Below are 21243 nucleotides of genomic sequence, written 5' to 3'. Positions count from 1 at the left end.
TCCCAGCGCCGTCTGGGCGAAGCGTTTCCGCAATTCTGGCCAGTTCCTGCCGGCAGTGCGGGTGCCTGCTCCAGTGGGGGCGGCGTCGCCGGCCCGGATTGCGGCGCCGGTGCTTCCTGAATCAGCCTTGCAGGACACTGCGCAGGACCACATCCTGAGGTTGAACTAAGACCTAAGTCTGATATCGGCCAAGCAAAAGGTCTGAATAGGCAAGACAAGGGTCGTGGGCCACTTTCGCGAAGCCCCGCGATTTGTGAATGCTTTCTCATCGACAATGCCGTTGGGGTTTTCGGCTAGCTGTCGCGCCGGTTGACCGGCAAGGGGAGAGTGGGATGCGCGTACTGCGCATGGGCCAACTGGGCTGGCTTGTCTTGCGCGTATTCGCCGCGCTTGCGCTGATTTTCGCACCCTTTCACCTCTCAGTCGATGGTGTCGCCACGAGCAAGGCCTATGCCGGCAAGGGCGGCAACGGCAATGGCGGCGGGAACGGAAACGGCGGCGGCAATAGCGGCGGCGGGAACGGAAACAGCGGCGGCAATAGCAGCGGAAACGGAAACAGCGGCAACAGCAACGCCGGCGGCAACGGCAAGGGCAACAGCAAAGGCAAGGCCGACGATGTCTCTGTCGATCATGTCAACGCCGTAACCGGCGACAAGGTCGAAATCGACGGCAAGAACATCAGGGTCACGCACCCTAACGGAATGAAGGAAGAAATCGAAAACGGCCGCTTCACGATGGAGGACGCGCTTGGGCGCACCATCGTCGAAAGAGCGGCAACCGCGGCCGATGTGGCGCGGTTGAAGAGTTTTTGAACGGTTTGTGAGAGCGAGGTTCTATCTGGAGTGATCTTTTCGGGACCGAAGGTCAGCGCTGCAAAATCAGGTTGCCACCTTTTGCTTCGTCTCTTCGGTTCTTGATCATCGGTTGACAGGACTTTCGTTGCTCACCTTACCCCCGCTCTCTGGCGGGGGTATTTTTTTTTGGGTCCGCCTCGCATTCCTGCTGGGCGACCCTTGGCGCATCGCGTTTCGTTGGCGCGGTCCTGTGTTTTTCTCGCGCTATAGTTCTAGAGAATTACGCTCCGCTTTCCAAGAGGTTTGGTTAATGCCCCGTAAGCCGGCCTCGGTTCGCGGTTGGCGGGCGCGCGCCTGGCGGCGTTGCGCCGACAGTGCGACATAGGTCCGGCACTGGCCGTAAAAAAGGTCCGAACCGGCAAGGCATGGGTCGTGGGCCGCTTTCGCGCGCGTGCGTATGCATCGATGTTCGCCTTCTCAATCATGCCGGCCGCGGTCAGCCAGACCGCTCAGAACGCCGGCAGGGAGAGAAGGATGCCCAAACTGTCCTTGAACCGGCTGAGCCGGCTTGCTCTGGGGATCTCGACGGCGCTGGCGCTGACGATCGCGCCTTGCCACGTTAAGATTTACGGCGCCGCCAGGATCGTTCCTACCTTGGCTTACGCCGATGGCGGAAATGGCAATGGCGGCAACGGCAATGGCGGGAACGGGAACGGCGGCAATGGCAACAGCGGCGGCAATTCAAGCTCCGGCGGCGGCAACAGCAACAATAGCGGTAGCAACAACTCAGGCAACAACAACGCCAACCGCGGCAACAGCGCCAATCACAACAGCCACGTCAACGCGGCGACCGGAGACAAAATCGAGATCGATGGCAGCACGATCAAGGTCACCCATCTCGACGGCATGAAGGAAGAAATCCAGAACGGCCGTTTCGAGATGGAGGATGCCTTTGGCCGCACCATCATCGAGCGCGAGGCGACGCCTGAGGATGTGGCGCGCCTTTTGGCCTTGTGAGGGCAGGGAGCTACCCCCTCTCTGTGCCTCACGCACCCCCGTCCTGAGGGCGGGGGTGATTTTTTGAGGCAGTAGGCAGTAGGCAGTAGGCAGTAGGCAGTAGGCAGTAGGCAGTAGCAGTCTTCCCTACTGCCCAATCCCTAATCCCTTTCGTCCCTACAGCCCTCGTTCCTTCGCCTCGTGCATCAGCAGCGCCGCCTCCGTGCGGTTGCGCACGTTGAGCTTGGCCAGCACCCTGGTCATGTGATGCTTGACCGTCTTCTCCTGCAGCGAAAGCCTGGCGGCGACCTCCTTGTTGCTGAGGCCCTCCGCCACCAGCCGCAGGATCTCGGCCTCGCGACCGGTGAGCTGGCTGAGCGGATCGGGCTTACGGCTCGCCGGCTGCAGGAGGTCCGACAACAGTCTCGCCGACAGCGTCGGCGAGACATAGCTCTGGCCGGCCGCGACATCGCTGAGGATCTCGGCCAGCGTCTTGGAGCCGACACCCTTCAGCACATAGCCGCGCACGCCGGTGTTGAGCGCCTGGGCGACGTCGGCATTGGTCTCCGACACGGTTAGCATGACGATCTTCTGGCCGGGGTGGCCGGACAGGATGGTGGCCGCGGCATTGAGCCCGCCGCCAGGCATGCTGATGTCGAGCAGGAGGATATCGGGCGCGATCGTCTGGACCAGCCTTTCGGCGTCCTCGGCGCTGGCGCCTTCGCCAACGACGGCGAAGCCGCCGATCTCGCCCAGGCTGCGCGCGACACCCTCGCGAAACAGGGGATGGTCGTCGACAATGGCGATGCGGATGGTTCCGGTCACGGCTGCTCCTCGACAGACAATGTAATTACCAATCGCGTGCCTTGCGGGCCGGACAGCGTCTCGAACTGCCCGCCAATGCTCTCGATGCGTTCCCGCAAGCCCGCAAGCCCGAGCCCTTCGCTCTTGCCCGGATCGAAGCCGGGACCTCCGTCCATCACCTCGACCATCAGCCTGCCACCTTTCGTGCCTGCCCGCACCGCCTGATCCTTGCCCTTTCCGTGCCGCCAGGCATTGTTCAATCCTTCCTGGACGAAACGGTAGATGCTGATCTTCTCGGAAGTGCCGAGTTCAGGCAAGCGGGCGGGAAGCGTCAGCGCCACCCTGCTGCTTGTGCGGCGTTCATGTTCCTTCACCGCCAGCCGCAATATGTCGGGCACGGCCTGTGTTTCGATCTGCGGCAGCACCAAACCGTTGCAGATGCCGCGGATCTCGCGCATCGCCTCGCCGAGCGTCTTATGGATGCCTGATATCTCGGCCTCGCGCAACTCGCTCGAAGCGGCGGGATCAAGCAGGATCGGGCTGTCCATCCTGAGCGCGGCGAGCGCGACAAGCTGCGCCGGCCCGTCATGCAGGTCGGCGCCGATGCGCCTGAGGTAGCGCTCGTTGATGGCGGTGGCGCGACGCGAGGCGCGCTGCACGCGCTGGCGCAGCGTCGAATTCTGCGACAGCGCCGCCTGCAATTCCGCGATCTTGGCCTCGAGCGCCGCGCGCTGCGTCTCGATGGTGCGGCTGCCGCGAAAGACGATGCCGGACAACAGCGCCAGCGCCGCCGCCGTGGCGCCCGCCACCACCAGCCAGCTCGACCAAAGTGCCGCCCTCAGCGTCGCCTGGAACTCGTCGGCGACCTCGTAGAATTCCGACACGGCAACGACTTCGCCCGACCAGGGCTCGCGCACCGGATTGTAGATCTCGAACAGCGGCTGGGCGAAAGTCTTGTTGTCCCTGTTTTCGACATCGTCGGAGACGTCGTTGTACTCGGCCACGACATTGCCGCCGAAGGCGGCGATCAGGTGTGCGTTCGGCTCGAACGTCTTGCCGATCAATGTCGGGTCCTTGGCATAGAGGATGGTGCCGTCGCGTCGCCACAGCTTGAACGAGACCAGCCGGTTGCCGAGCGCGCCCTGGCCGAGCGTCTCGTCCAGCGCCCGCTTGACGGTGTCGCCGAGCTCGCGGCTCTTGCGCATGTCGGGCAGCAGCGGCGCGATCACGCTGTCGACATAGAGCGCCGTGGTCGCGGCGGAGTTGGTTATCACGCCCTCCCGGATCTGCGAGGTCACCCAAAGCCCGACCACAAGCATTGCCGCCAGCAGTCCGACGCCGCCGGCAATGAAGAACTGCAGGGCGAGCGAAAGCCTGCCCCAGCGCCGCAAATATCCCCCCAAGAAAGCTTCGAGCAATCGCACCACCTCTCCCCTGGCTGAGAAGACTATAGGCTTAGCGCGGCGTTTGCGACATCGACCTTGGTGTGGCCACGCGGGTTTTCTTTCGGCCAGGCGCGGCAACAGTCTCGGACAGGCGGGGGGATCGGTCTTTACCTGCAGGCCGATGGCATCGCCTTCGCCGGCGGCGCCAGGTGGCGCGGCCGCCAGGCCATGCGGGTGTCGGTCATCTCTTGGCTGACCGACAAAAGGGAGGGCGAGCACGCCGCCGACGCCATGATCGCGGCGTGGCGGGAGGTAAGGTAGGGCTCGTCGCGATCTCCGCCCGCTGGCTGTGTATTCAAGGAAATGCTAATATTGATCAGGCTGGTGGAAGCCATTCCGGCTTCGCGCGGCCGATCACGGCGGCGGGCGTCGAGGGGACGGCATGCGGATCGCAATGATAGGAGCGGGCGGCATCGGCGGCTATGTCGGCGCCAGGCTCGCCGAGGCGGGGGGCGACGTCAGCTTCATTGCTCGCGGTGCCCATTTGCAGGCAATGCGCCAGAGCGGCCTGCGCATTCAAAGCGACCTCGGCAACATCCTGCTGTCAAATGTATCCGCGAGCGATGCGCCGGCCGACATCGGTCCTGTCGATCTGGTGATTTTCGCGGTCAAGCTCTACGACAGCGAGAAGGCCGCCGCCGCGCTCGGGCCGCTCATCGGCGGGAACACGCGCGTCGTGACGCTGCAAAACGGCATCGACGGCATCGGCATACTGCGCCGCCATATTCCCAGCGACAGGGTGATCGGTGGGGCCACCTACTTGTCCGCATTCATCAAACAGCCCGGAGAAGTCGTCCACGCGGGCGGGCTGCTTGACATCCTCGTCGGCGGATACCGCGACCCTGTCATCAAGGACTTCCAGGCACTGTGCGATCGGGCCGTCGGGCTCGAGCTGAAGCCGGTTGCCGACATCGAGGATGTCCTTTGGGAGAAGTTCGTGACATTGGCGGCCTTCTCCGGCGGAACGTCGCTCATGCGCTCCGGGATCGGTCCGATCCTCGACGACCCTGAAGCCCGTATCTTCATCGAGCAGTTGCGCGACGAGGGGATGGCGGTCGCCGCGGCCGCCGGCCATCCGATGGCCGAGGGGTTCGAGGGGCGCGTAATGACCAGATGGACCGCATTTCCACGGCACGTAAAATCGTCGATGGCCAACGACCTCGAACGGGGAAAGCCGATCGAGGTCGCCTGGCTGTCCGGGCGGATGCACGCGTTGGGCGTCGAGTTCGGTATCGCGACCCCTGGCCACACGGCGGTCTTCCGCGCCTTGCATCTCTACGCAGCAGGTGCCGCTTCCTAGCGGCATCCCACCGACCTTCCATGGAGGGCATCGTGACATCGAGCGAAGGCATGCCGGTGACGACAGGGAGCGAGCCAGCCGGCTCCCAGGACATGTTCAACCAGGAGCTCGACACCTACCGCAGGATCGTGGCCGCGAACCTCATGTTCCATCGCGAGGTCTACCGCCTGCTGCGCGACCAGCTCGCCGAACACGCGCCGGCATCGTTCCGGTTCCTCGACGTGGCGTGCGGCGATGCCGCTGCCTCCGCCGCGATGCTGAAGACGACGGCGATCGGCGGTTATGTCGGCATCGACCTGTCCGAGGCATCGCTGCGGCTGGCGGCTCGCGTGCTCGAGGATCTCCCTTGCCCGGTCGAACTGCGCTGCGGCGATTTCGCGGCGGCGATGGCGACCTGGTCGGAACCCGTCGACGTGATCTGGATCGGCATGTCGCTGCACCACCTGCCGACCGAGGACAAGGCGAGACTGATGCGGCACGCCCGGAGGGCCCTGGGCGGCGCAGGCCTGTTCGCCATCTGGGAGCCGGCGCTGTTAAGGGGAGAGGATCGCGCCGCCTGGCTCGCCCGCTTCTCCCTGCTGCGTGACGAATGGTCGGCCGTTTCCGACGAGGAATTCGCCGCCATGGAACGGCATATGCTGCTGGCCGATTTCCCCGAGACCGTCGACACATGGCTCAGCATGGGCCGGGATGCCGGCTTTCGCCGGGCGGAGGAGATGTTCATGATGCCGAACAGGATGGGCAGGATGTTCCGGTTCTGGAACTAGGGCATTCCAGGAAAAGTGTGAAACAGCTTTCCGTCCGCAACTGCGTCAAAAGATAGGGTGCGCACGACAATGTCATCCAAGCTGAAACCGAACGAGGTCACGCCGGGTGATGCGCCGGTTCCCATCCCCATCGAGCTTGCCGGCCGCTGGGGGCGGCTGCGGCCGCTCGACGCCGCGCGCGACGCGGCAGAGCTCTATCCGCTATCGCATGACGAGCATACGCAGGCCACCTGGGTCGACATGAAGGTGGGACCATTCGCCACCGAACAAGCCTTCGCCGAGCATATCGCCGCCCTCGTGGCCGATACCAAGCGTGCCTTCTTCGCCGTCGACGGTCCCGATGACCAGCCGCTCGGATGGCTCTGCCTGATGGAGGCGAGACCCGCGCACCATGTCGTCGAGCTCGGCTACGTGCTCTACACGCCGCCCCTGCAGCGCACGCGGCTCGCCACCGAGGCGCTCTACCTCATCCTGCGCCACGTCTTCGACGACCTCGGCTACCGGCGCCTCGAATGGACCTGCACTTCGACCAACCACCGCTCGCGCAAGGCGGCCGAGCGGCTCGGCTTCGTCTACGAGGGCATGCTCCGTCAGGGCCTGTTCTTGAAGGGCAAGCCCTGCGACATCTGCATGTATTCTATGCTTGCCAGCGAATGGCCGGCCCGCTGCGCCGCCCTCGAGGCCTGGCTCGATCCCGCGAACTTCCGCGATGGGCGGCAGGTCTGGTCGCTGACCGAAATCCGTTCCGCTGCCGGCCATGATCCTGTGGAGCTGGCGGATCCGCCCCTGCCGATCTGACGGAAAACCCTTGCCAATGACGATGCCGGTTTTGTGCTAATCAACTCCAATGATTTCGCTTGCAGGGGGGCAGGCCAATGAAGGCGCTCGAAATCTCCAATCAGGAATTGTCGCAGCTGGCGGACGAGGCGATGGACCTCGCCACGACCTATTGGGCCTCGCTCGACGACCGTCCGGCCTATCCGTCGACCAGCGGCAGGGAGACAACCGCGCTCTTCTCGCGGCCTTGGGCCGAGGAAGGCCGAGGCCGTGACGTCCTGCACGACTTCAAGCTGATCGCCGAGCATGCGCGACCATCCGCCGGCAGGTTCTTCGCCTATGTCTTCGGTTCCGGCGAGCCGGTAGGGGCGGTGGGTGAATTGCTGGCGGCGGTGCTCAATCAGAACGTCACCTCGTGGCGATCGGCGCCGGCGGCGACATCGATCGAGCACGCCGTCGTCGGTTGGCTGGCGGAGGCGGTCGGCTGCGCCGGCTTCACCGGCAGCCTGTGCGGCGGCGGCTCGGCGGCAAACCTGATGGCGCTGGCGATGGCGCGGGAGGCAAAGCTGCCGGCCAACGAAACAGGGGTGCGCGGCGGCGTGATCTATGCGTCCGAGCAGGTGCACATGTCTATTCCCAAGGCGGTGGCGCTGCTCGGCATCGGCACGGCGAACCTGCGCCTGATACCCGTCGACGACCAGTTCCGGATGCGTCCGGACGCCCTCCAGACGGCCATCGCCGCCGATCGTGCGGCCGGACAAATGCCTGTCGCGATCGTCGCCACGGTCGGCACCATCGTCTCCGGCGCCATCGACCCGCTGCCCGAGATCGCCGCTATCGCCGGGCGCGAGGGCCTGTGGCTGCATGTCGACGGCGCGTATGGCGTTCTGGCGGCCCTGGCCTTGCCGGATCAGCTCAATTCGTTGGCGCTGGCGGATTCGCTTTCGCTCGACGCGCACAAATGGCTGTACCAGCCGCTCGACTGCGGCTGCCTGCTGCATCGCCACCAGGACATCGCGCGCAAGACGTTTTCGCACAGCGACGACTATGTCGGCCTGCTGAGTCAGGACCCAACGGAAGGTTTCGCCTTCTTCGAGGAATCGTTCGAGCTGTCGCGGCGTTTCCGCGCGCTGAAGCTTTGGCTGTCGCTGCAATATCACGGGCGCCGCGCCTTTCGCGAGGCGATCGCCGAGGACCTGCGCCATGCCCGGCTTTTGGCGGAGACGGTCGAGGCGCATCCGGAGCTGGAGCTTCTGGCGCCGGTGCCGCTCAGCGCGGTCTGTTTCCGCCATCGCGCCAAGGACAACAGGGCGATCCTGAGACGCGTGAATGCCCGCGGTCGCGTCTATCTGTCGAACGCGTCGGTCCGCGACCAGTTCGCGCTGCGGGCATGCTTCGTCAACCACCGCACGACGGACGGCAATGTGCTCGAAATCGTCTCGGAGGTGATCGCGGCAGCCGATGAACTCAACGATTGAGGCTGAGTTCGCCGACTGCCGGTCTGATGGCCTCGACGGTACTTTGGGAGTCAGCCATGGCAGAGAGGAAAGACGGCCGGACTCTGTTACCCAACGGCGCTGGCGCCGACTATGACCTGATCATTGTTGGTGGTGGTCTTGCGGGATCCTCGCTGGCCATCGCCCTTGCCGGTCGCGGCGCGCGAGTTCTCATCGTCGAACAGCAGGACGAATTCAGGGACCGCATCCGTGGAGAGGTTCTCATGCCCTGGGGAAGTCTCGAGGCCCAGCGCCTGGGCATCTATGCTTTGCTTCTGGGAAGTTGCGCCACCGAGGCGGCCTACTATTCAAGATTCAGGGACGGCTCGCTGCAGGCTGTGCGGGACTTGATCGCGACGACGCCTTCCCGGACCTGTTGCATGACGTTTCCCCATCCGCAGATGCAAACGGTTCTGTTGAAACATGCCGAGAACCTGGGAACGGAGGTGAAGCGCGGGAGCGTGGCCTCGGCGGTGACATTTGGCGATGTCCCACGAGTTCACATCGGCAGCGACGCCAAGGGACTCTCGGCGCGCCTGGTCGTCCTGGCGGATGGCAAGGACTCGCGTCTACGTTCGCTTCTTGGATTTGAGGTGAGGCATGACCCGGAACAGCTGATCACGGCCGGCATGATCCTGGAGGGCGACGTCGATTGTTCGGAGTTTCTCGCCAGCAATGCCCCACCGCGGGCAAACACCATCAATCTCTTTTATGATCCCAGGGGCGGGCGCATGGCAATCGCGATGAAAATTGCGCCTGGGCGCAACCGCATCTATCTCATCCACCACAAGGATGTTCTGCCGAAGCGCCTTTCCGGCCGTCATTCGGTGGAGGAGATGATACGGCAGCTGCATGCAACGGGCGCGCCCGGCCACTGGTTCGATCGGGCACGGCAGGCAGGTCCGTTTGCCAGCTTCGACGGGTCGCATCGATGGGTCGACAGGCCCTGTCGCGACGGGGTTGTTCTGGTCGGCGATACAGCGGCCGCCACCGACCCTGCCTGGGGCAGGGGGCTGTCACGGACGCTTCGCGATGTCCGGTTGTTGCGGGACCGATTGCTCGAAAACCCCGACTGGCGATCGGCGGCCGAGGCCTACGCTGGCGACCACGATGATTTCTACGGCTGCATGCGACGACTGGAGGCGATGGAGACAGCTTTGCTGTTCGAGCGCGGAGAGGCGGCCGACCGGCGGCGCCAGCATGCCTTTGCGCTTTTTGCCCGCGATCCGACGCGGGTTCCGGATGTCGTCGGATTGGGACCCGAGGCTCCCTCGGATGATCTGGCGCGTGCTCGTTACTTCGGAGAAATCTGAGATCAGCATCGCACGGCAGGATAATCACTTTGATGCAGGACAGCGCATCGGGTGATTATCCCGGCAAGTGGCCGGGAGGAGTCACTCTCGGTCTCCCGAAGGGGCGGCCCGGATGCCGTCTCACTCGACGAAGCCGAACCGGTCGACGTCGAACAGGCCCATGTCGGTGAGCTTGAGATGCGGGATGACGGGCAGCGCCAGGAACGCCACCTGCAGGAAGGGCTCGGGGATCGTGCAGCCGATGTCGCGCGTCGCCTCGCGCAGCCGGTGCAGGGCGTGGGTGACGGTCTCGAAGGATTCAAGGCTCATCAGCCCGGCCAGCGGCAGCGCCAGCTCGGCGGTGATGACGCCGTTGTCGGCCACCGCCATGCCGCCGCCCATCTCGATCAGCCGGTTGACCGCCACCGCCATGTCGGCGTCGGTGGCGCCGACGACGGTGATGTTGTGGCAGTCATGGCCGATTGAGGAGGCGATGGCGCCGCGTTTGAGGCCGATGCCCCTGACAAAACCCTTGCCGATATTGCCGTTCCTGCCGTGCCGCTCGACCACCGCCGCCTTGAGGATGTCGGCTTCCGTGTCGGCCTGCAGGCACTGGTCGAGGACGGGCAGGGCGGCGTCCTCTCGGAAGGTGATGATCAGGCCGGGCTTGATCGCAATCACCGGCGTCTGGTTGCGGCCGGGCCTGGCCTCGACGCGGAAGGCCTCCGCCGTGACGGGCTTGGCCTTCACCGAGCCGAGGCCGACCGGCGCCACCGCCCGCCGCGTCTCGAACAGCGCCGGCGTCACCAGACGTCCGGCGGCGATGACGTCGCTGACGCGGCAGTCCTCGAGGTCGTCGAGAAGGGCGATGTCCGCCCGCCAGCCGGGCGCCACCAGGCCGCGGTCGGTGAGGCCGAAGATGCGCGCCGCCGAATGGCTGGCGGCGCGGTAGACGTGATGCAGCGGCCGACCCTTGGCGATCAGCCGCCGGATCGAGGAATCGAGATGGCCTTCCTCGGCGATGTCGAGCGGATTGCGGTCGTCGGTGCAGAGCGCCACGAAGCTCGACGTGTCGGCATCGAGGATCTCGGCCAGCGCGTTGAGGTCCTTGGAGGCCGAACCCTCGCGGATCAGGATCGCCATGCCCTTGGCGAGCTTTTCGCGCGCCTCGGCGGCGGTCGTGGTCTCGTGGTCGGTGCGGATGCGCGCCGCCAGGTAGCCGTTGAGCCGCTGGCCCCTGAGCAGCGGCGCGTGGCCGTCTATGTGGCCGTCGGAAAAGGCGTCGAGCTTGGCGATCATGCCCTCGTCGCCGGCAAGCACGCCCGGAAAATTCATCACCTCGGCAAGGCCGACCACCTTGGGATGGGTGCGCAGCGGGATGAGGTCCTCCGCCTCCAGCCGTGCGCCCGAGGTCTCGAACACCGTCGACGGCACGCAGGATGAAAGGTTGACCCGCACGTCGAGGATGGTCCGTTCGGTGCAGTCGAGGAAATAGCGGATGCCTTCGACGCCCAGCACATTGGCGATCTCATGCGGGTCGCAAAGCACGGTGGTGACGCCGTGCGGCAGCACGCAGCGGTCGAATTCGAGCGGGCTGACCAGCGAGGATTCGATGTGGAGATGCGTGTCGATGAAGCCGGGCACCGCAAAGCGGCCGCGGCCGTCGATCACCTCGGCCGCCTGATAACGCGCATGGGTGCCGACGATGCGGTCGGCGACGATGGCGATATCGGTTTCGCTCACCGTGCCGGTGACGACATCGAGCAGCCGCACGTTGCGGATCACCAGGTCGGCGGGGATCTCGCCGGCGCCGGCGCGGATCATGCGGGTGAGCAGTTTCTTCGAATCCATGGGTCCCCCACGCAAAGTCTGCCGCTACGCTCGTCCCAACCGCCGGAGCGGTCAAGGGTCGTGACATCGGCCGGTGCCGGCAGGCCTCGTCGAGCCGCCGCAGACTGGGGCAACGTCGCGACGTCCGCTTCCCTTGCCGCTCCCCGGCATGCCCGCAAGCTTGCCGCGACCGGCCTTTCTCCAAATCCGTCCGCAAGGCGATGGGTTGAAGGCATTCGCGTCACATGCTTCGCTGAGCAGGGCAGGGTGCGAGAGAGGACAGGCCTTCAAGAATTTTGAGAGCCCGTGTCGGGCCGGCCGGCCCCCACGCGTCCTTGGGGCATCGATCGGCAAATCAGAAAGGACATACGATATGCCAAGCACCGTACGTTTGCACCGCGTTCTGGCGACCAAGCCGGAGAAGGTTTACCGCGCATTCACGGAAGCGGACGCGCTGGCGAAATGGCTTCCGCCGAACGGCTTCACCTGCACGGTGCACAGCTTCGAGGCGAAGGTCGGCGGCACGTTCAAGATGTCCTTCCGCAATTTCACCACCGGTGACAGCCATTCCTTCGGCGGCGAATATCTCGAGCTCGTTCCGGGCGAGCGCCTGCGCTACACCGACAGGTTCGACGACCCCAATCTGCCGGGCGAGATCCAGGTCACCGTGATCCTGAAGAAAGTATCGCGCGGCACCGATCTCGATATCACGCAGGCAGGCATTCCGGACGCCATTCCGGTCGAAGCCTGCTATCTCGGCTGGCAGGAGTCGCTCCGCAACCTGGCAAAACTCGTCGAGCCCGAGATCAATCAGTAAGGTATATCGCCCAAATGGGCGCAACAGTGACGGCATCGACGCCTTCCTCTCCCCGCCAAGGGCGGGGCAGAGCAGGGCGTGACGCTCTCGCTTGCCGTCGATGTCACCGAGCGCCTCGGCTCGACCTCCTGTGTGCATGGCCAACCGGCGAGACCGTGGTCGCCGAGCGGCGCGAGGACCAGCCACACTTCGGCGAGACTATCACGCTCCGCTTCCAGCCGGCGCGCACGGGTGTTCGACGCCGAAGGCATGCGCATCCGGCAGGCCTCCGCACATCTTTACTTTGCTGCCGACGTGATTGTCGCTGCGGGCGGTTTAGGTTAGGCTTTTCCGGGCACCGAACCGGGGGCGTGCCAAGAATGCTTTTGCCATTCTTGCGTTGGCCTGCACCTCGTCACCATCGCAGTCTGGGCTGGCTGAGATGGGCAGCTCTCTTTGCACCCTTCATCCTGTTGTCGGGCTACATCGTCTACGGCTTTGTCGGCATCCGGATCGACTCGCCGGCGACGGCCCTCAGGCACCTTGCCGCTTTCCCGAACTGTACGGCCGCTCGCTTCGTTGGTCTGGCTCCCGCGCGTCGCGGACAACCCGGCTACTGGCCGACACATGACGCCGACCGCGATGGGATCGCCTGCGAGCCATGGCACGGCGGAAGCGCCAGCGGTGTCAGGGTTCACCGCTACTGGAGCACCGGTCGCCGGTAGGGCGATGTTGGCGATTGGCGAAAGCGGCCAGCTCGGGCGCCTTCGCCAACTACAACTCCTTCTCCGCCAGCTCCCTGAATTCGTCCGGCACCGAGCGCGCCGCCTCCAGCGCCACCGTGCCGTAGCCGACGGCCTCGCGGCCAAAACGCTGGCGGATCTTGTCGATGGCGCGGTCGGCGCCGAAGCGGGCGAGGCCCTTGCGGCTGCCGGGCTTGAGCTTCTCGTCGGCGAGGCCGAGCGGTAGTTCGAGCTGCAGCTCGGCACTTTCCTCCAGATGCGAGACCGAGATCGCCAGCAGCGAAATCTCCCGCTCCTGCGCATTGGCGGCGAGCACGCCGCGCACCAGCTCCTCGGCGATCTCGGCCAGCATCGTGGTGGCCTGGATCGGCTGCTCCAGCGTCACCGAGCGGCTGACGGCGCGCATATCGGCGAAGCGCACCCGCACCGTCACCGTGCGGCCGGGACGCGCCTTGGCGCGCAAGCGGCTGGCGACGCGGTCGGCCAGGTGCAGCAGCGTCGGCACGAACACCCGCGCCACAGCCGGCTTGCGCCCAAGCGCCGACTGCGCGCCGGCCGAGTGCGCCCGGCGGTGCGTCTCCAGCCGGCGCGGGTCGCGGTTCCAGGCAAGTGCCGCGAGCTTTTCGCCTGCGGCCGGGCCAAGCAGGCGTTTCAGCGCGCCGCCATGGCTGCGCGCCAGCTGCCCGATGGTCTCGACGCCGATCTCGGCCAGCCGTGCCCTGGTCGCCGGGCCGACGCCCCACATCAGCGTGACCGGCAGGTCGTGCAGGAAGGCGAGTTCGGTGCCGGGCTCGACCACGACAAGCCCGTCGGGTTTCGCCACCTGCGAGGCGACCTTGGCGAGGTGCTTGGTGCGCGCCACGCCGATCGAGATCGGCAGGCCGAGCTCGGCCTTGACGCGACGGCGGATGGCGCGGGCGATTTCGTCCGGCGGCCCGAACAGATGCGTGCAGCCGGCGACGTCGGCGAAGGCCTCGTCGATCGAGATGCGCTCGACCAGCGGCGTGAAATCATCGAGCACCTTGATCGCCGCGTCGCCGAGGCGCTGGTACTCGCTGAAACGACCGCCGACGAAGATGAGTTCTGGGCAGAGCTCGCGCGCCTTGCGGCCAGGCATGCCGCCGCGCACGCCGAAGGCTTTCGCCTCATAGGAGGCGGCCAGCACCACGCCACCGCCGACGGCGATCGGCTTGCCCCTCAGCGACGGGTCGAGCAACTGCTCGACCGAGGCATAGAAGGCGTCGAGATCGGCGTGCAGGATGGTGGCTTCCGTGCCCTGCACCATCCCGGTCACCTTGCGGCGTTGCAGCATTAGCAGGGCCTGTTTTAAGGAATTTTTTGCCGAACAAAAAGAGAACAAATAGGGTCTTTTGTCAAGCGGTGCCGAACCGTCGGCGAGGGCACGCATGGCGGTGATCGCGAGGATGCAAGATTCCGGCGGAATATCGTTTTTTTGTGCCTCGGATGGGAGTCTGGAGCGCAATGCAGCATCGACCAAGGTCGATGCCGCGTGGCCGGAACATCGTCTGGTCGGCGGCGTTTATGGCTGGAAGGGATGCTGTTTTGCGGAGGCCTGAGATGGGCCAGTTCGAGATCACAGACCTCGTCTATATCGTCGATGCCTGCGCCACCGGCCGCGCCGCCGGGCGGCTCGTGTCGATGGCGCGGGCGGTGGAGGAATTGCGTGTGCTGACCGGGGACTTCATCTCGCCCGACGAGACGGTGGCGAACGCATTGTCGGCGGTGGCGCTCCAGCGCGGCTGCACGGTGCTGTTCGACGAGCAGCCCGGCGCCGACATTCTGAGAGCGCCGTAAGCCGACATAAGCTGCTATATGCTGCCGCTAGCCGGAGGGCCCGCGCAGTTCAAGCCTTTGAAAAAAATGGCCCTTCAAGCGCCGCCCGCGACAAGTCGAGCGAAAAAATTAGCCATTCGTTTATGCATGCTTGCTCATATGGAAGCATGGCACCGCGCGTCCGTTTCTTTATGAGGGATCACCTTCGTCGCCTGCTGGGAAGCAGAGGCGTGGGCGGCAACGTCGCCGTCATCTTCGCCTTCGCCTTGCCGGTCGTCGTCGGCGGCGCCGGCCTCGGTGTCGAGACCTCGCTTTGGTACTACAGCAGCCTGAAGCTGCAGGCGGTCGCCGATGCCGCGGCCTATGCCGGCGCGCTCGAGAAGATCGCGGGTTCCGACAACCCGACCATCGTCGCCGCCGCCACCCAGTCGGCGACCTCGAACGATTTTGTCGCGCCGGGCACCATCGAGGTCAACACGCCGCCATTGTCCGGCCCGAACACCGCGAAGAAGGCGGTCGAGGTCATCGTCAAGCATAACCTCGATCGCTACTTCACGGCGATCTTCAACAGCACTCCCGTTCCGCAGCGGGCGAGGGCGGTGGCGCTCATCACCGACGCCTCTAAGGCTTGCGTGCTGGCGCTCAGTCCTTCGGCGGTCCAGGCTGCGCTCTTTTCCGGCAACACCACCGTCAACCTCACCGGCTGCTCGGTCATGTCGGACTCGGTTGCCGCGGACGCCATCAGGACCCAGGGATCGGCGACGATCAAGGCCGACTGCCTGATCACGGTCGGCGGCATGGTGCTGAACAACCCGGTGACCACGACCTGCAGTTCCAACCTCACCAAGGCCCTGCCCGCATCCGATCCCTACTCCAGCCTGCCGACGCCCACGGGCGGCAACCCGTGCAAGAGCGTCAACGGCAACAAAACCACGCAAACGCTCCAGCCTGGAACCTATTGCAGCGGCATGGATCTCAAGGGCAATGTCACCCTGCAGCCCGGCGTCTATGTCGTGCAGGGCGGCATGAAGGTCAACGCCAACGCAGTCGTCGCCGGCAGCGGGGTAACCATCTTCATGGCGGGCAGCAACACCGTCAGCATGAACGGCACCGCCACGGTGACGCTGAGCGCGCCGACCTCCGGCACCTATTCCGGCGTGCTGTTCTATGGCGACAGGACGGGGGCCGCGGCGCAGAGCACCTTCAACGGCACGGCGACGTCGCTTTTGACCGGCGCCATCTATTTCCCCAGGCAGCAGGTCAATTACCTCGGCAACTTCTCCGGGAACGGCGGCTGCACCCAGGTCGTCGCCGATACCATCCAGTGGTCCGGCAGCACGACCATCAAACAGAACTGCACCAGCCTTGGGATGAAGGACATTCCGGCGACGCAGTCCGTTCAGCTGGTCGAGTAGCGGGATGGCTGGGCGGATCTCGCGCATTCTCCGGGATAGATCCGGGATAGCCGCCGTGGAATTTGCCATGGTGCTGCCCATCCTGTGCTTCGTCTGCCTCGGCATCGCCGACGGCTGGTCCTACATCACGAGCTACCTGCAGATGCGCGCCGGCGTCAAAACCGCGGCCAATCTCGTGATGGCCGGCGCGACCAATGACACGGGAACGCAGGCGGTCGCGCTGTCGAGCTGGAACAACAAGCCCGACGATGCCGCGGTCGTACTGGTTCGGTCCTATCTGTGCGGCACCACGGTCGTGACCGAGACCACGATCTGCGGCGGAACCAAGCTGCCGAATGTCTTCGTCCAGATCTCGGCGACAGGCACCTGGGTGCCGCCGTTCAATTTCGGCGTCTTTCCGGATCCGCGGGTTATGACCCATCAGGAGGTGATCCGTGTCCGCTGAACGGATCGCCGGATGGCTCCGCGACCGTTCCGGCGGCGCCGGGCTGGAGTTCGCGCTGATCGCGCCTTTCCTGGTGATGCTGCTGTTCGGAATCTTCGCGTTTGGCTGGTCGTTCAATGCCACGTCGACCGTCCGCTACACGCTGGAAACGTCGGCCCGCGCCCTGCAGCTCAACAACACGCTTACGCAGAGCCAGATCCAGGCGATCGCCACGCAGAAACTGCTGGCGCTGGGCCTGAAGAACGTGGTCGTGACGATAGCGACCGATCCTGCCAGCGGCGGCTTCAAGATGGCGCATCTGACCGCCAGCTACGCCTTCGTCATCGAGTTTCCGTATTTCGACCAGTACCCGATCAATTACGCAACGACAGTCACTGTACCCTTGGTTGCAAGCTGAGCATCTTGCCGCCAAAAGGTTTCACTTGATGTCTGCAAGATGTTGCTGGCGTAACTGCGTCTCAAGGTCAGTTAGGACTAAGGTCTGATCAGTATAGGGCTTCTGCGGTCCAAAGGGTGCAGTTGCTGTCGGTTTGCCATAATCATATTTAAATTCAATAGCTTATCCATGTCTCTCGATGCGGTACTCGCGCATCGCAACTGTATTTATCTAAAGTTTACTCCATGGAATTAGCAAATTCGCATATGACGCTGCTATAGCGGGTGGGCGAGGTGGCGAATCCCCGAGGAGGTACTATGACAACCCGAAAATCCCTATTGGCGGCGGTGGCCGCATTCGCGCTTCTCGCAGCTCCTGCGCTGGCCGGCAACGGCCATGGCGGCGGCAATGGCAATGGCGGCAGCCATGGCAACAGTGGCGGCGGCAACGGCGGCGGCAATTCCGGCAAGAGCGGCACGCAGGGCAATTCCGGCAAGAGCGGCACGCACGGCAAGTCGGCATCGGCCAAGTCGGGCAAGAAGACAGAGGCCGCCGTCGATGACGTCGAGGTCGCCGCTACGCCCAAGGAGAAAAATCTCCACGCCAAGCTCGGCCGGCTGAACTCGCTGCAACGCAACATCAACGCCTACATGCACTCCAAGAGCAAGAACTTCGCCAGCGTGCAGGCTTACGTGATGGGATCCGCGGTTGCCCAGAACGCCCAGGCCGCGGCCGACGCGGCCGCCGCCGCGGCCGCCGGAGCGCAGGCTCAGATTGACTCTCTCAAGACGGAGCTCGACGGGCTGAAAGCGACTGACCAGACCAACATGACGGACGACGAGAAGGCGGCTCTCGCCGGGCAGATCGCCGATGTGCAATCGCAAATCGACGCCCAGCAGGGCTTGATCGACGCCGCAGCCGACGCCCAGGCCAAGGCCGACGAAGCCGCTGCCGCCGTCCCATCGCTCGACGATGCACTTGCCGGCATGGCCAACAAGCCGGTCGACGACGAGGTCAAGGACTGGGCCACGGGTGTGCTTGCCGACAAGATCGACCAGGCAGCCGCCAAGCTGGCGGAAGAGGCTCCGGCAACGCCGTAAGGCCGATCGAAGGACTCAGACGAAATTATGCCGCCGGGCTCCACCCGGCGGCATTGTTTTGAGCGTCTCGCGACGTAGAACAAAGTCGTGCCGTCCGCGTTCGCGCCCGCCTACATCTCCTCGACTTCCGGGAGAGAACGGCAACATCGCCGCCGGCAATTTCGCTCCGGCGCGCACCCACGCAACGGTTGCTAACCCCAAGTGCGGCATAGCTAATATTCGTTGGCTCGTGTACCGTCCCAGAGTCGGGTTCAACGGCATTGGGGAGAACAACAGCATGCCACGGGTTTCGGAACTCTTCTTCAAAACAGCCATCGTGTTTCTTATCCTGGGCGTCGCCGCCGGCCTGGAAATGGCCATCTCGGGCGACCATGGCGCGTTTCCCGCGCATGCCCACATCAACCTTCTCGGCTGGGTTACGTCGGCGCTGTTCGGCGGCTACTACGCGCTCAATCCGGCCAAGGCGGCCCGCCGCATCGCCATGATCCACTACGGCCTCTACACGCTCGGCCTGGTGATCATGATGCCCGCGCTCTACCTCATGCTGCACGGCAATACGACGCTGGAGCCGGTCGTGGCCGGCGGCTCGTTGATCGTCGCCGCCGCCATCCTGATCTTCGCCGTGGTGGTGTTTTCGTCCGAACCAGTGCCGGCCGCCTCAGGCCTGCAGTCGGCGCCTCGCTGAGGAACTGACGCCGGCGGCGCAGTTGCCAATCTCCTCCGCAAAGGGAGATTGGCCAATCGCCAGGCGCTTAGAGCAGCCGCGACAGCAGACTGTAGATGATGCCGTCGCGCTTGAAGGGGCCCGGTATCTTGGCCGGCATCGAGCTGTCGCTGGTCTTGGCGGCTGAAGAGCCGCGGCCGTAGATGATCCCCAGCACGGCGATGAAATAACCCACTTGCAGCAGCAGGGCGGCGACGAAGGCCCAGCCCAGCGATTGCCAAAGCGATCCCGTCTCCGCGTAGGTCCATCCAAGGACCACGAGAAGCGTGACCGACATTCCCACAAGAAACTGCGGAAAATACATTTTGCCCAATCGAACGCTCCGGACTGTCTAGTGTCCGGAATGCCCGCCCATGTCTCTACCCTATTCGAGCGTTGCACCTTTCACGCAGGGTCGCAAGTTGGCACTGTGCCGCGCTCTCATCTGCCTTTCGGCCTGTTGTTTGCGACCTACGTCTTAGGACTTAGGGCCTTACGACCTTGGGTGCAAGGGTTGTCTAGATCTCTTCCACTGGCGGTTGAGGCGAGCCCGCTGCCCCAGCCGAAGCGCCGCCTTTTGGGCGCGTCAGGGCCGCCTTTTGGGCGTGCCAGGGCCGCCTTTTGGGCGTGTCAGGCCGCCTTTTGGACGTGCCCCCGGGGGCATGCCCGGCGTGTCGCCTCGCGCCGGGCTGCTTGCGGTCAGACCACCATCTTTCCGAGGATCTTCGCCATGTCGGCGGCGTCGAAGGCCTTCAACGTCTGCGTGCGCACATTGCCGAGCGACGCCACGGAGAGGCTGAGGGCCGTTGCGGCGATGTCGTCATTGGCCTCGACGGCCGCCACCACATCGTGCTGGCCGAGCGTCCACAGCAACGAGTTCACCTTCACTCCGCTCTCGGCGGCCATCGCCTTGAATTTCTCCGCACGTTTCACCGTGTCCTTGATGGATTTGGCGCCCTGCTCGGTGAAGTTCACGAGTATAACGTAATGCGACATGATTTCCTCCCATTGCGGTCGGGGGCGTGCGGAAGCGTCTCCGCCGCGGCCGTTGTTTCTCCCGACGAGATCGTGCCATCGAGGCGGCACGCGAGGAGGAGTGCCGGCCGAGGCAGCTTTATGGAGACTCGGCCGGCGCTCCACGCGGAGATTGGGTGTTCTCTCCGCGCGCAATCATATTAGCACTTGCGAATGTTTGGGGAAGCCAGTTTTGCCGTCGGCCCCAGGGACCTCAGGCCTCGAAGAAATGGAATGTTCCGCGCCCGCCTGACTTGCTGCGGTAGAGCGCCATGTCGGCTTTCTGCAGCAGCTCGTCGCTGCTCACGCCATCGCCGGGGGCCAGCGCGATGCCGACGCTGAGGCCGAGGACCAGCGGCTCGCCGGCGACCGTGAAGGGTTCGCGGAAGCGATCGATGATCCGCGAGGCAAGCGCCGCCGCATCGGCCCTTTCGGCGATGCCAGTCTGGACGATGGCGAATTCGTCACCGCCAAGCCGCGCCACCGTATCGTGGTCGCGCACCGTGCCGCGCAGCCGGGCGGCCACGTCGACCAGCAGCCTGTCGCCGGCCTTGTGGCCGAAACCGTCATTGACCGGCTTGAACTTGTCGAGGTCGAGATAGTGCACGGCCATCAGCGCCCCCCGCCTGGCAAGCGCCACCGCGCTGTGCAGCCGGTCGGAAAACAGCATGCGGTTGGGCAGGTCGGTCAGCGCGTCGTGATGCGCCATATGAGCGATCGTCGCCTGGTCGCGGCGCTGCTCGGTGACGTCGAAATAGGTGGTGACGAAGCCACCGCCCTCGATCGGCATGCCGCGCACCTCGACAATGGTTCCGTTCGGACGGGTCCGCTCATAGACATGCGCCTCGCGCTGCTTGACCAGCGCCAGCCGGCGCGCGACATGCAGCTCGACTTCGCCCGGCCCGTATTCGCCGCGCTCGGCGTTGAAGCGAAACAGCATCTCCATCGACGGATAGCCATTGGCGAAGAGGTCGTCCGGATAGTCGAGGAGGGTCCGTTGCCGCTGGTTGCAGACGACCATGTTGAGGTCCTGGTCGAACAGCGAGACGCCGCCGGGGAAATTCTCGATCACCGCCTCCAGCAGCCGGATCCGCTCGCGCGAATGCTCCATCAACTGCGCCATCCGGCCGATCGCTTCGGCAAGGTCCGCCGTGCCCCGGTTTGCCGGCACGTCTGCTTCCAATGCGCCAGCCGCGCTACGTAATACCATCGCCATCGGCCGCTGACCCCCTCAGCAATCCCCGAAATATTCGGCTACGCTAATATGAAAGGATTGCCGCCGGATTAACGTCGCGCCGGCGGCGGCGTCTGTGTCCGTTTCCTGGGCACCGCGAACGGGAAGGCCCGCCATGCCAT

25 protein-coding genes are annotated in these 21243 nt (G+C 64.7%); 16 read left to right on the top strand and 9 right to left on the bottom strand.

Going from position 1 to position 21243, the window contains the following annotated elements:
• Positions 1-332 precede the first annotated feature (332 nt).
• Positions 333-812, top strand: a complete 480-nt coding sequence (locus JG743_RS22525; protein WP_202292930.1) for a hypothetical protein — start codon at positions 333-335, stop codon at positions 810-812.
• A 414-nt stretch (positions 813-1226) separates the two neighbouring features.
• A complete protein-coding gene (locus JG743_RS22520; RefSeq protein ID WP_244672875.1) occupies positions 1227-1811 on the top strand; it encodes a hypothetical protein in 585 nt (194 codons plus the stop codon).
• Between the two features lie 156 nt (positions 1812-1967).
• Here the strand turns inward: JG743_RS22520 and JG743_RS22515 are convergent, their stop codons facing one another.
• From JG743_RS22515 to JG743_RS34215, 4 genes are all read right to left on the bottom strand, one after another.
• Positions 1968-2615: a LuxR C-terminal-related transcriptional regulator gene (locus JG743_RS22515; RefSeq protein ID WP_202292929.1), complete on the bottom strand. Its 648-nt coding sequence runs from the start codon at positions 2613-2615 to the stop codon at positions 1968-1970.
• Positions 2612-4012 carry a sensor histidine kinase gene (locus tag JG743_RS22510; RefSeq protein WP_244672874.1) on the bottom strand — a complete coding sequence of 467 codons (1401 nt, stop codon included), beginning with the start codon at positions 4010-4012 and terminating at the stop codon, positions 2612-2614. Before JG743_RS22510 ends, JG743_RS22515 begins: the two co-directional genes overlap by 4 nt.
• Positions 4013-4146: 134 nt before the next feature.
• Positions 4147-4374 (bottom strand): hypothetical protein, encoded by a 228-nt coding sequence (locus JG743_RS34785; RefSeq protein WP_202292928.1) that lies wholly within the window; start codon positions 4372-4374, stop codon positions 4147-4149.
• Positions 4356-4523 carry a hypothetical protein gene (locus tag JG743_RS34215; RefSeq protein ID WP_244673245.1) on the bottom strand — a complete coding sequence of 56 codons (168 nt, stop codon included), beginning with the start codon at positions 4521-4523 and terminating at the stop codon, positions 4356-4358. The genes JG743_RS34785 and JG743_RS34215 overlap by 19 nt, the downstream gene beginning before the upstream one ends.
• Between JG743_RS34215 and JG743_RS22500 the strand changes: the two genes are divergently transcribed.
• The 5 genes from JG743_RS22500 (at position 4452) to JG743_RS22480 (ending at position 9692) form a co-directional block, all read left to right on the top strand.
• Positions 4452-5339 (top strand): ketopantoate reductase family protein, encoded by an 888-nt coding sequence (locus JG743_RS22500; protein ID WP_244673215.1) that lies wholly within the window; start codon positions 4452-4454, stop codon positions 5337-5339. The two genes, JG743_RS34215 and JG743_RS22500, sit on opposite strands and share 72 nt — an antisense overlap.
• Before the next feature lie 32 nt (positions 5340-5371).
• The gene (locus JG743_RS22495) at positions 5372-6106 is read left to right on the top strand and encodes a class I SAM-dependent methyltransferase (RefSeq protein WP_202292927.1); all 735 of its coding nucleotides are present in this window, start codon (positions 5372-5374) and stop codon (positions 6104-6106) included.
• A gap of 69 nt (positions 6107-6175) precedes the next feature.
• The gene (locus tag JG743_RS22490) at positions 6176-6904 is read left to right on the top strand and encodes a GNAT family N-acetyltransferase (protein WP_202292926.1); all 729 of its coding nucleotides are present in this window, start codon (positions 6176-6178) and stop codon (positions 6902-6904) included.
• A 77-nt stretch (positions 6905-6981) separates the two neighbouring features.
• Positions 6982-8361 (top strand): pyridoxal phosphate-dependent decarboxylase family protein, encoded by a 1380-nt coding sequence (locus JG743_RS22485; protein ID WP_202292925.1) that lies wholly within the window; start codon positions 6982-6984, stop codon positions 8359-8361.
• 56 nt (positions 8362-8417) lie between these two features.
• Positions 8418-9692 (top strand): FAD-dependent oxidoreductase, encoded by a 1275-nt coding sequence (locus tag JG743_RS22480; protein WP_202292924.1) that lies wholly within the window; start codon positions 8418-8420, stop codon positions 9690-9692.
• Positions 9693-9812: 120 nt separating this feature from the next.
• Here JG743_RS22480 and ade read toward each other — a convergent pair whose 3' ends face one another.
• A complete protein-coding gene (gene ade, locus JG743_RS22475) occupies positions 9813-11522 on the bottom strand; it encodes an adenine deaminase (protein WP_202292923.1) in 1710 nt (569 codons plus the stop codon).
• Between the two features lie 352 nt (positions 11523-11874).
• On the opposite strand from ade, the gene JG743_RS22470 reads away from it, so the two are divergent.
• Both JG743_RS22470 and JG743_RS34670 read left to right on the top strand, forming a co-directional pair.
• On the top strand, positions 11875-12318 hold the full coding sequence (locus JG743_RS22470) for an SRPBCC family protein (protein WP_202292922.1): 444 nt from the start codon (positions 11875-11877) through the stop codon (positions 12316-12318).
• Between the two features lie 14 nt (positions 12319-12332).
• The gene (locus tag JG743_RS34670) at positions 12333-13022 is read left to right on the top strand and encodes an excalibur calcium-binding domain-containing protein (protein WP_342215658.1); all 690 of its coding nucleotides are present in this window, start codon (positions 12333-12335) and stop codon (positions 13020-13022) included.
• 49 nt (positions 13023-13071) lie between these two features.
• On the opposite strand, the gene dinB is transcribed toward JG743_RS34670, so the two are convergent.
• The gene (gene dinB, locus JG743_RS22460; protein ID WP_244672873.1) at positions 13072-14352 is read right to left on the bottom strand and encodes a DNA polymerase IV; all 1281 of its coding nucleotides are present in this window, start codon (positions 14350-14352) and stop codon (positions 13072-13074) included.
• Between the two features lie 94 nt (positions 14353-14446).
• Between dinB and JG743_RS22455 the strand changes: the two genes are divergently transcribed.
• The 7 genes from JG743_RS22455 (at position 14447) to JG743_RS22425 (ending at position 18855) form a co-directional block, all read left to right on the top strand.
• The gene (locus tag JG743_RS22455; protein ID WP_202292920.1) at positions 14447-14617 is read left to right on the top strand and encodes a hypothetical protein; all 171 of its coding nucleotides are present in this window, start codon (positions 14447-14449) and stop codon (positions 14615-14617) included.
• A gap of 1 nt (position 14618) precedes the next feature.
• Positions 14619-14855 carry a hypothetical protein gene (locus tag JG743_RS22450; RefSeq protein ID WP_202292919.1) on the top strand — a complete coding sequence of 79 codons (237 nt, stop codon included), beginning with the start codon at positions 14619-14621 and terminating at the stop codon, positions 14853-14855.
• 209 nt (positions 14856-15064) lie between these two features.
• Positions 15065-16249: a pilus assembly protein TadG-related protein gene (locus JG743_RS22445; protein WP_244672872.1), complete on the top strand. Its 1185-nt coding sequence runs from the start codon at positions 15065-15067 to the stop codon at positions 16247-16249.
• 55 nt (positions 16250-16304) lie between these two features.
• Entirely contained in the window at positions 16305-16694 is a 390-nt protein-coding gene (locus tag JG743_RS22440) for a TadE/TadG family type IV pilus assembly protein (protein ID WP_244672871.1), read from the top strand.
• On the top strand, positions 16684-17091 hold the full coding sequence (locus tag JG743_RS22435; protein WP_202292917.1) for a TadE/TadG family type IV pilus assembly protein: 408 nt from the start codon (positions 16684-16686) through the stop codon (positions 17089-17091). The genes JG743_RS22440 and JG743_RS22435 overlap by 11 nt, the downstream gene beginning before the upstream one ends.
• A 296-nt stretch (positions 17092-17387) precedes the next feature.
• Positions 17388-18170 (top strand): hypothetical protein, encoded by a 783-nt coding sequence (locus tag JG743_RS22430; RefSeq protein ID WP_202292916.1) that lies wholly within the window; start codon positions 17388-17390, stop codon positions 18168-18170.
• A 277-nt stretch (positions 18171-18447) separates the two neighbouring features.
• On the top strand, positions 18448-18855 hold the full coding sequence (locus tag JG743_RS22425) for a hypothetical protein (RefSeq protein WP_202292915.1): 408 nt from the start codon (positions 18448-18450) through the stop codon (positions 18853-18855).
• 67 nt (positions 18856-18922) lie between these two features.
• On the opposite strand, the gene JG743_RS22420 is transcribed toward JG743_RS22425, so the two are convergent.
• The 3 genes from JG743_RS22420 to JG743_RS22410 all read right to left on the bottom strand — a co-directional run bounded on the left by JG743_RS22420 (position 18923) and on the right by JG743_RS22410 (position 21058).
• Positions 18923-19171, bottom strand: coding sequence for a hypothetical protein (locus JG743_RS22420; protein ID WP_244672870.1), 249 nt, complete (start codon positions 19169-19171; stop codon positions 18923-18925).
• A gap of 401 nt (positions 19172-19572) precedes the next feature.
• Positions 19573-19869, bottom strand: coding sequence for a GYD domain-containing protein (locus JG743_RS22415; protein WP_202292913.1), 297 nt, complete (start codon positions 19867-19869; stop codon positions 19573-19575).
• A gap of 232 nt (positions 19870-20101) precedes the next feature.
• Positions 20102-21058 (bottom strand): diguanylate cyclase domain-containing protein, encoded by a 957-nt coding sequence (locus tag JG743_RS22410; protein WP_202292912.1) that lies wholly within the window; start codon positions 21056-21058, stop codon positions 20102-20104.
• Positions 21059-21243 lie beyond the last annotated feature (185 nt).

This window comes from Mesorhizobium sp. 131-2-1, assembly GCF_016756535.1.
GTDB lineage: Bacteria > Pseudomonadota > Alphaproteobacteria > Rhizobiales > Rhizobiaceae > Mesorhizobium.
This window is presented reverse-complemented; position numbering and strand designations above follow the sequence as displayed.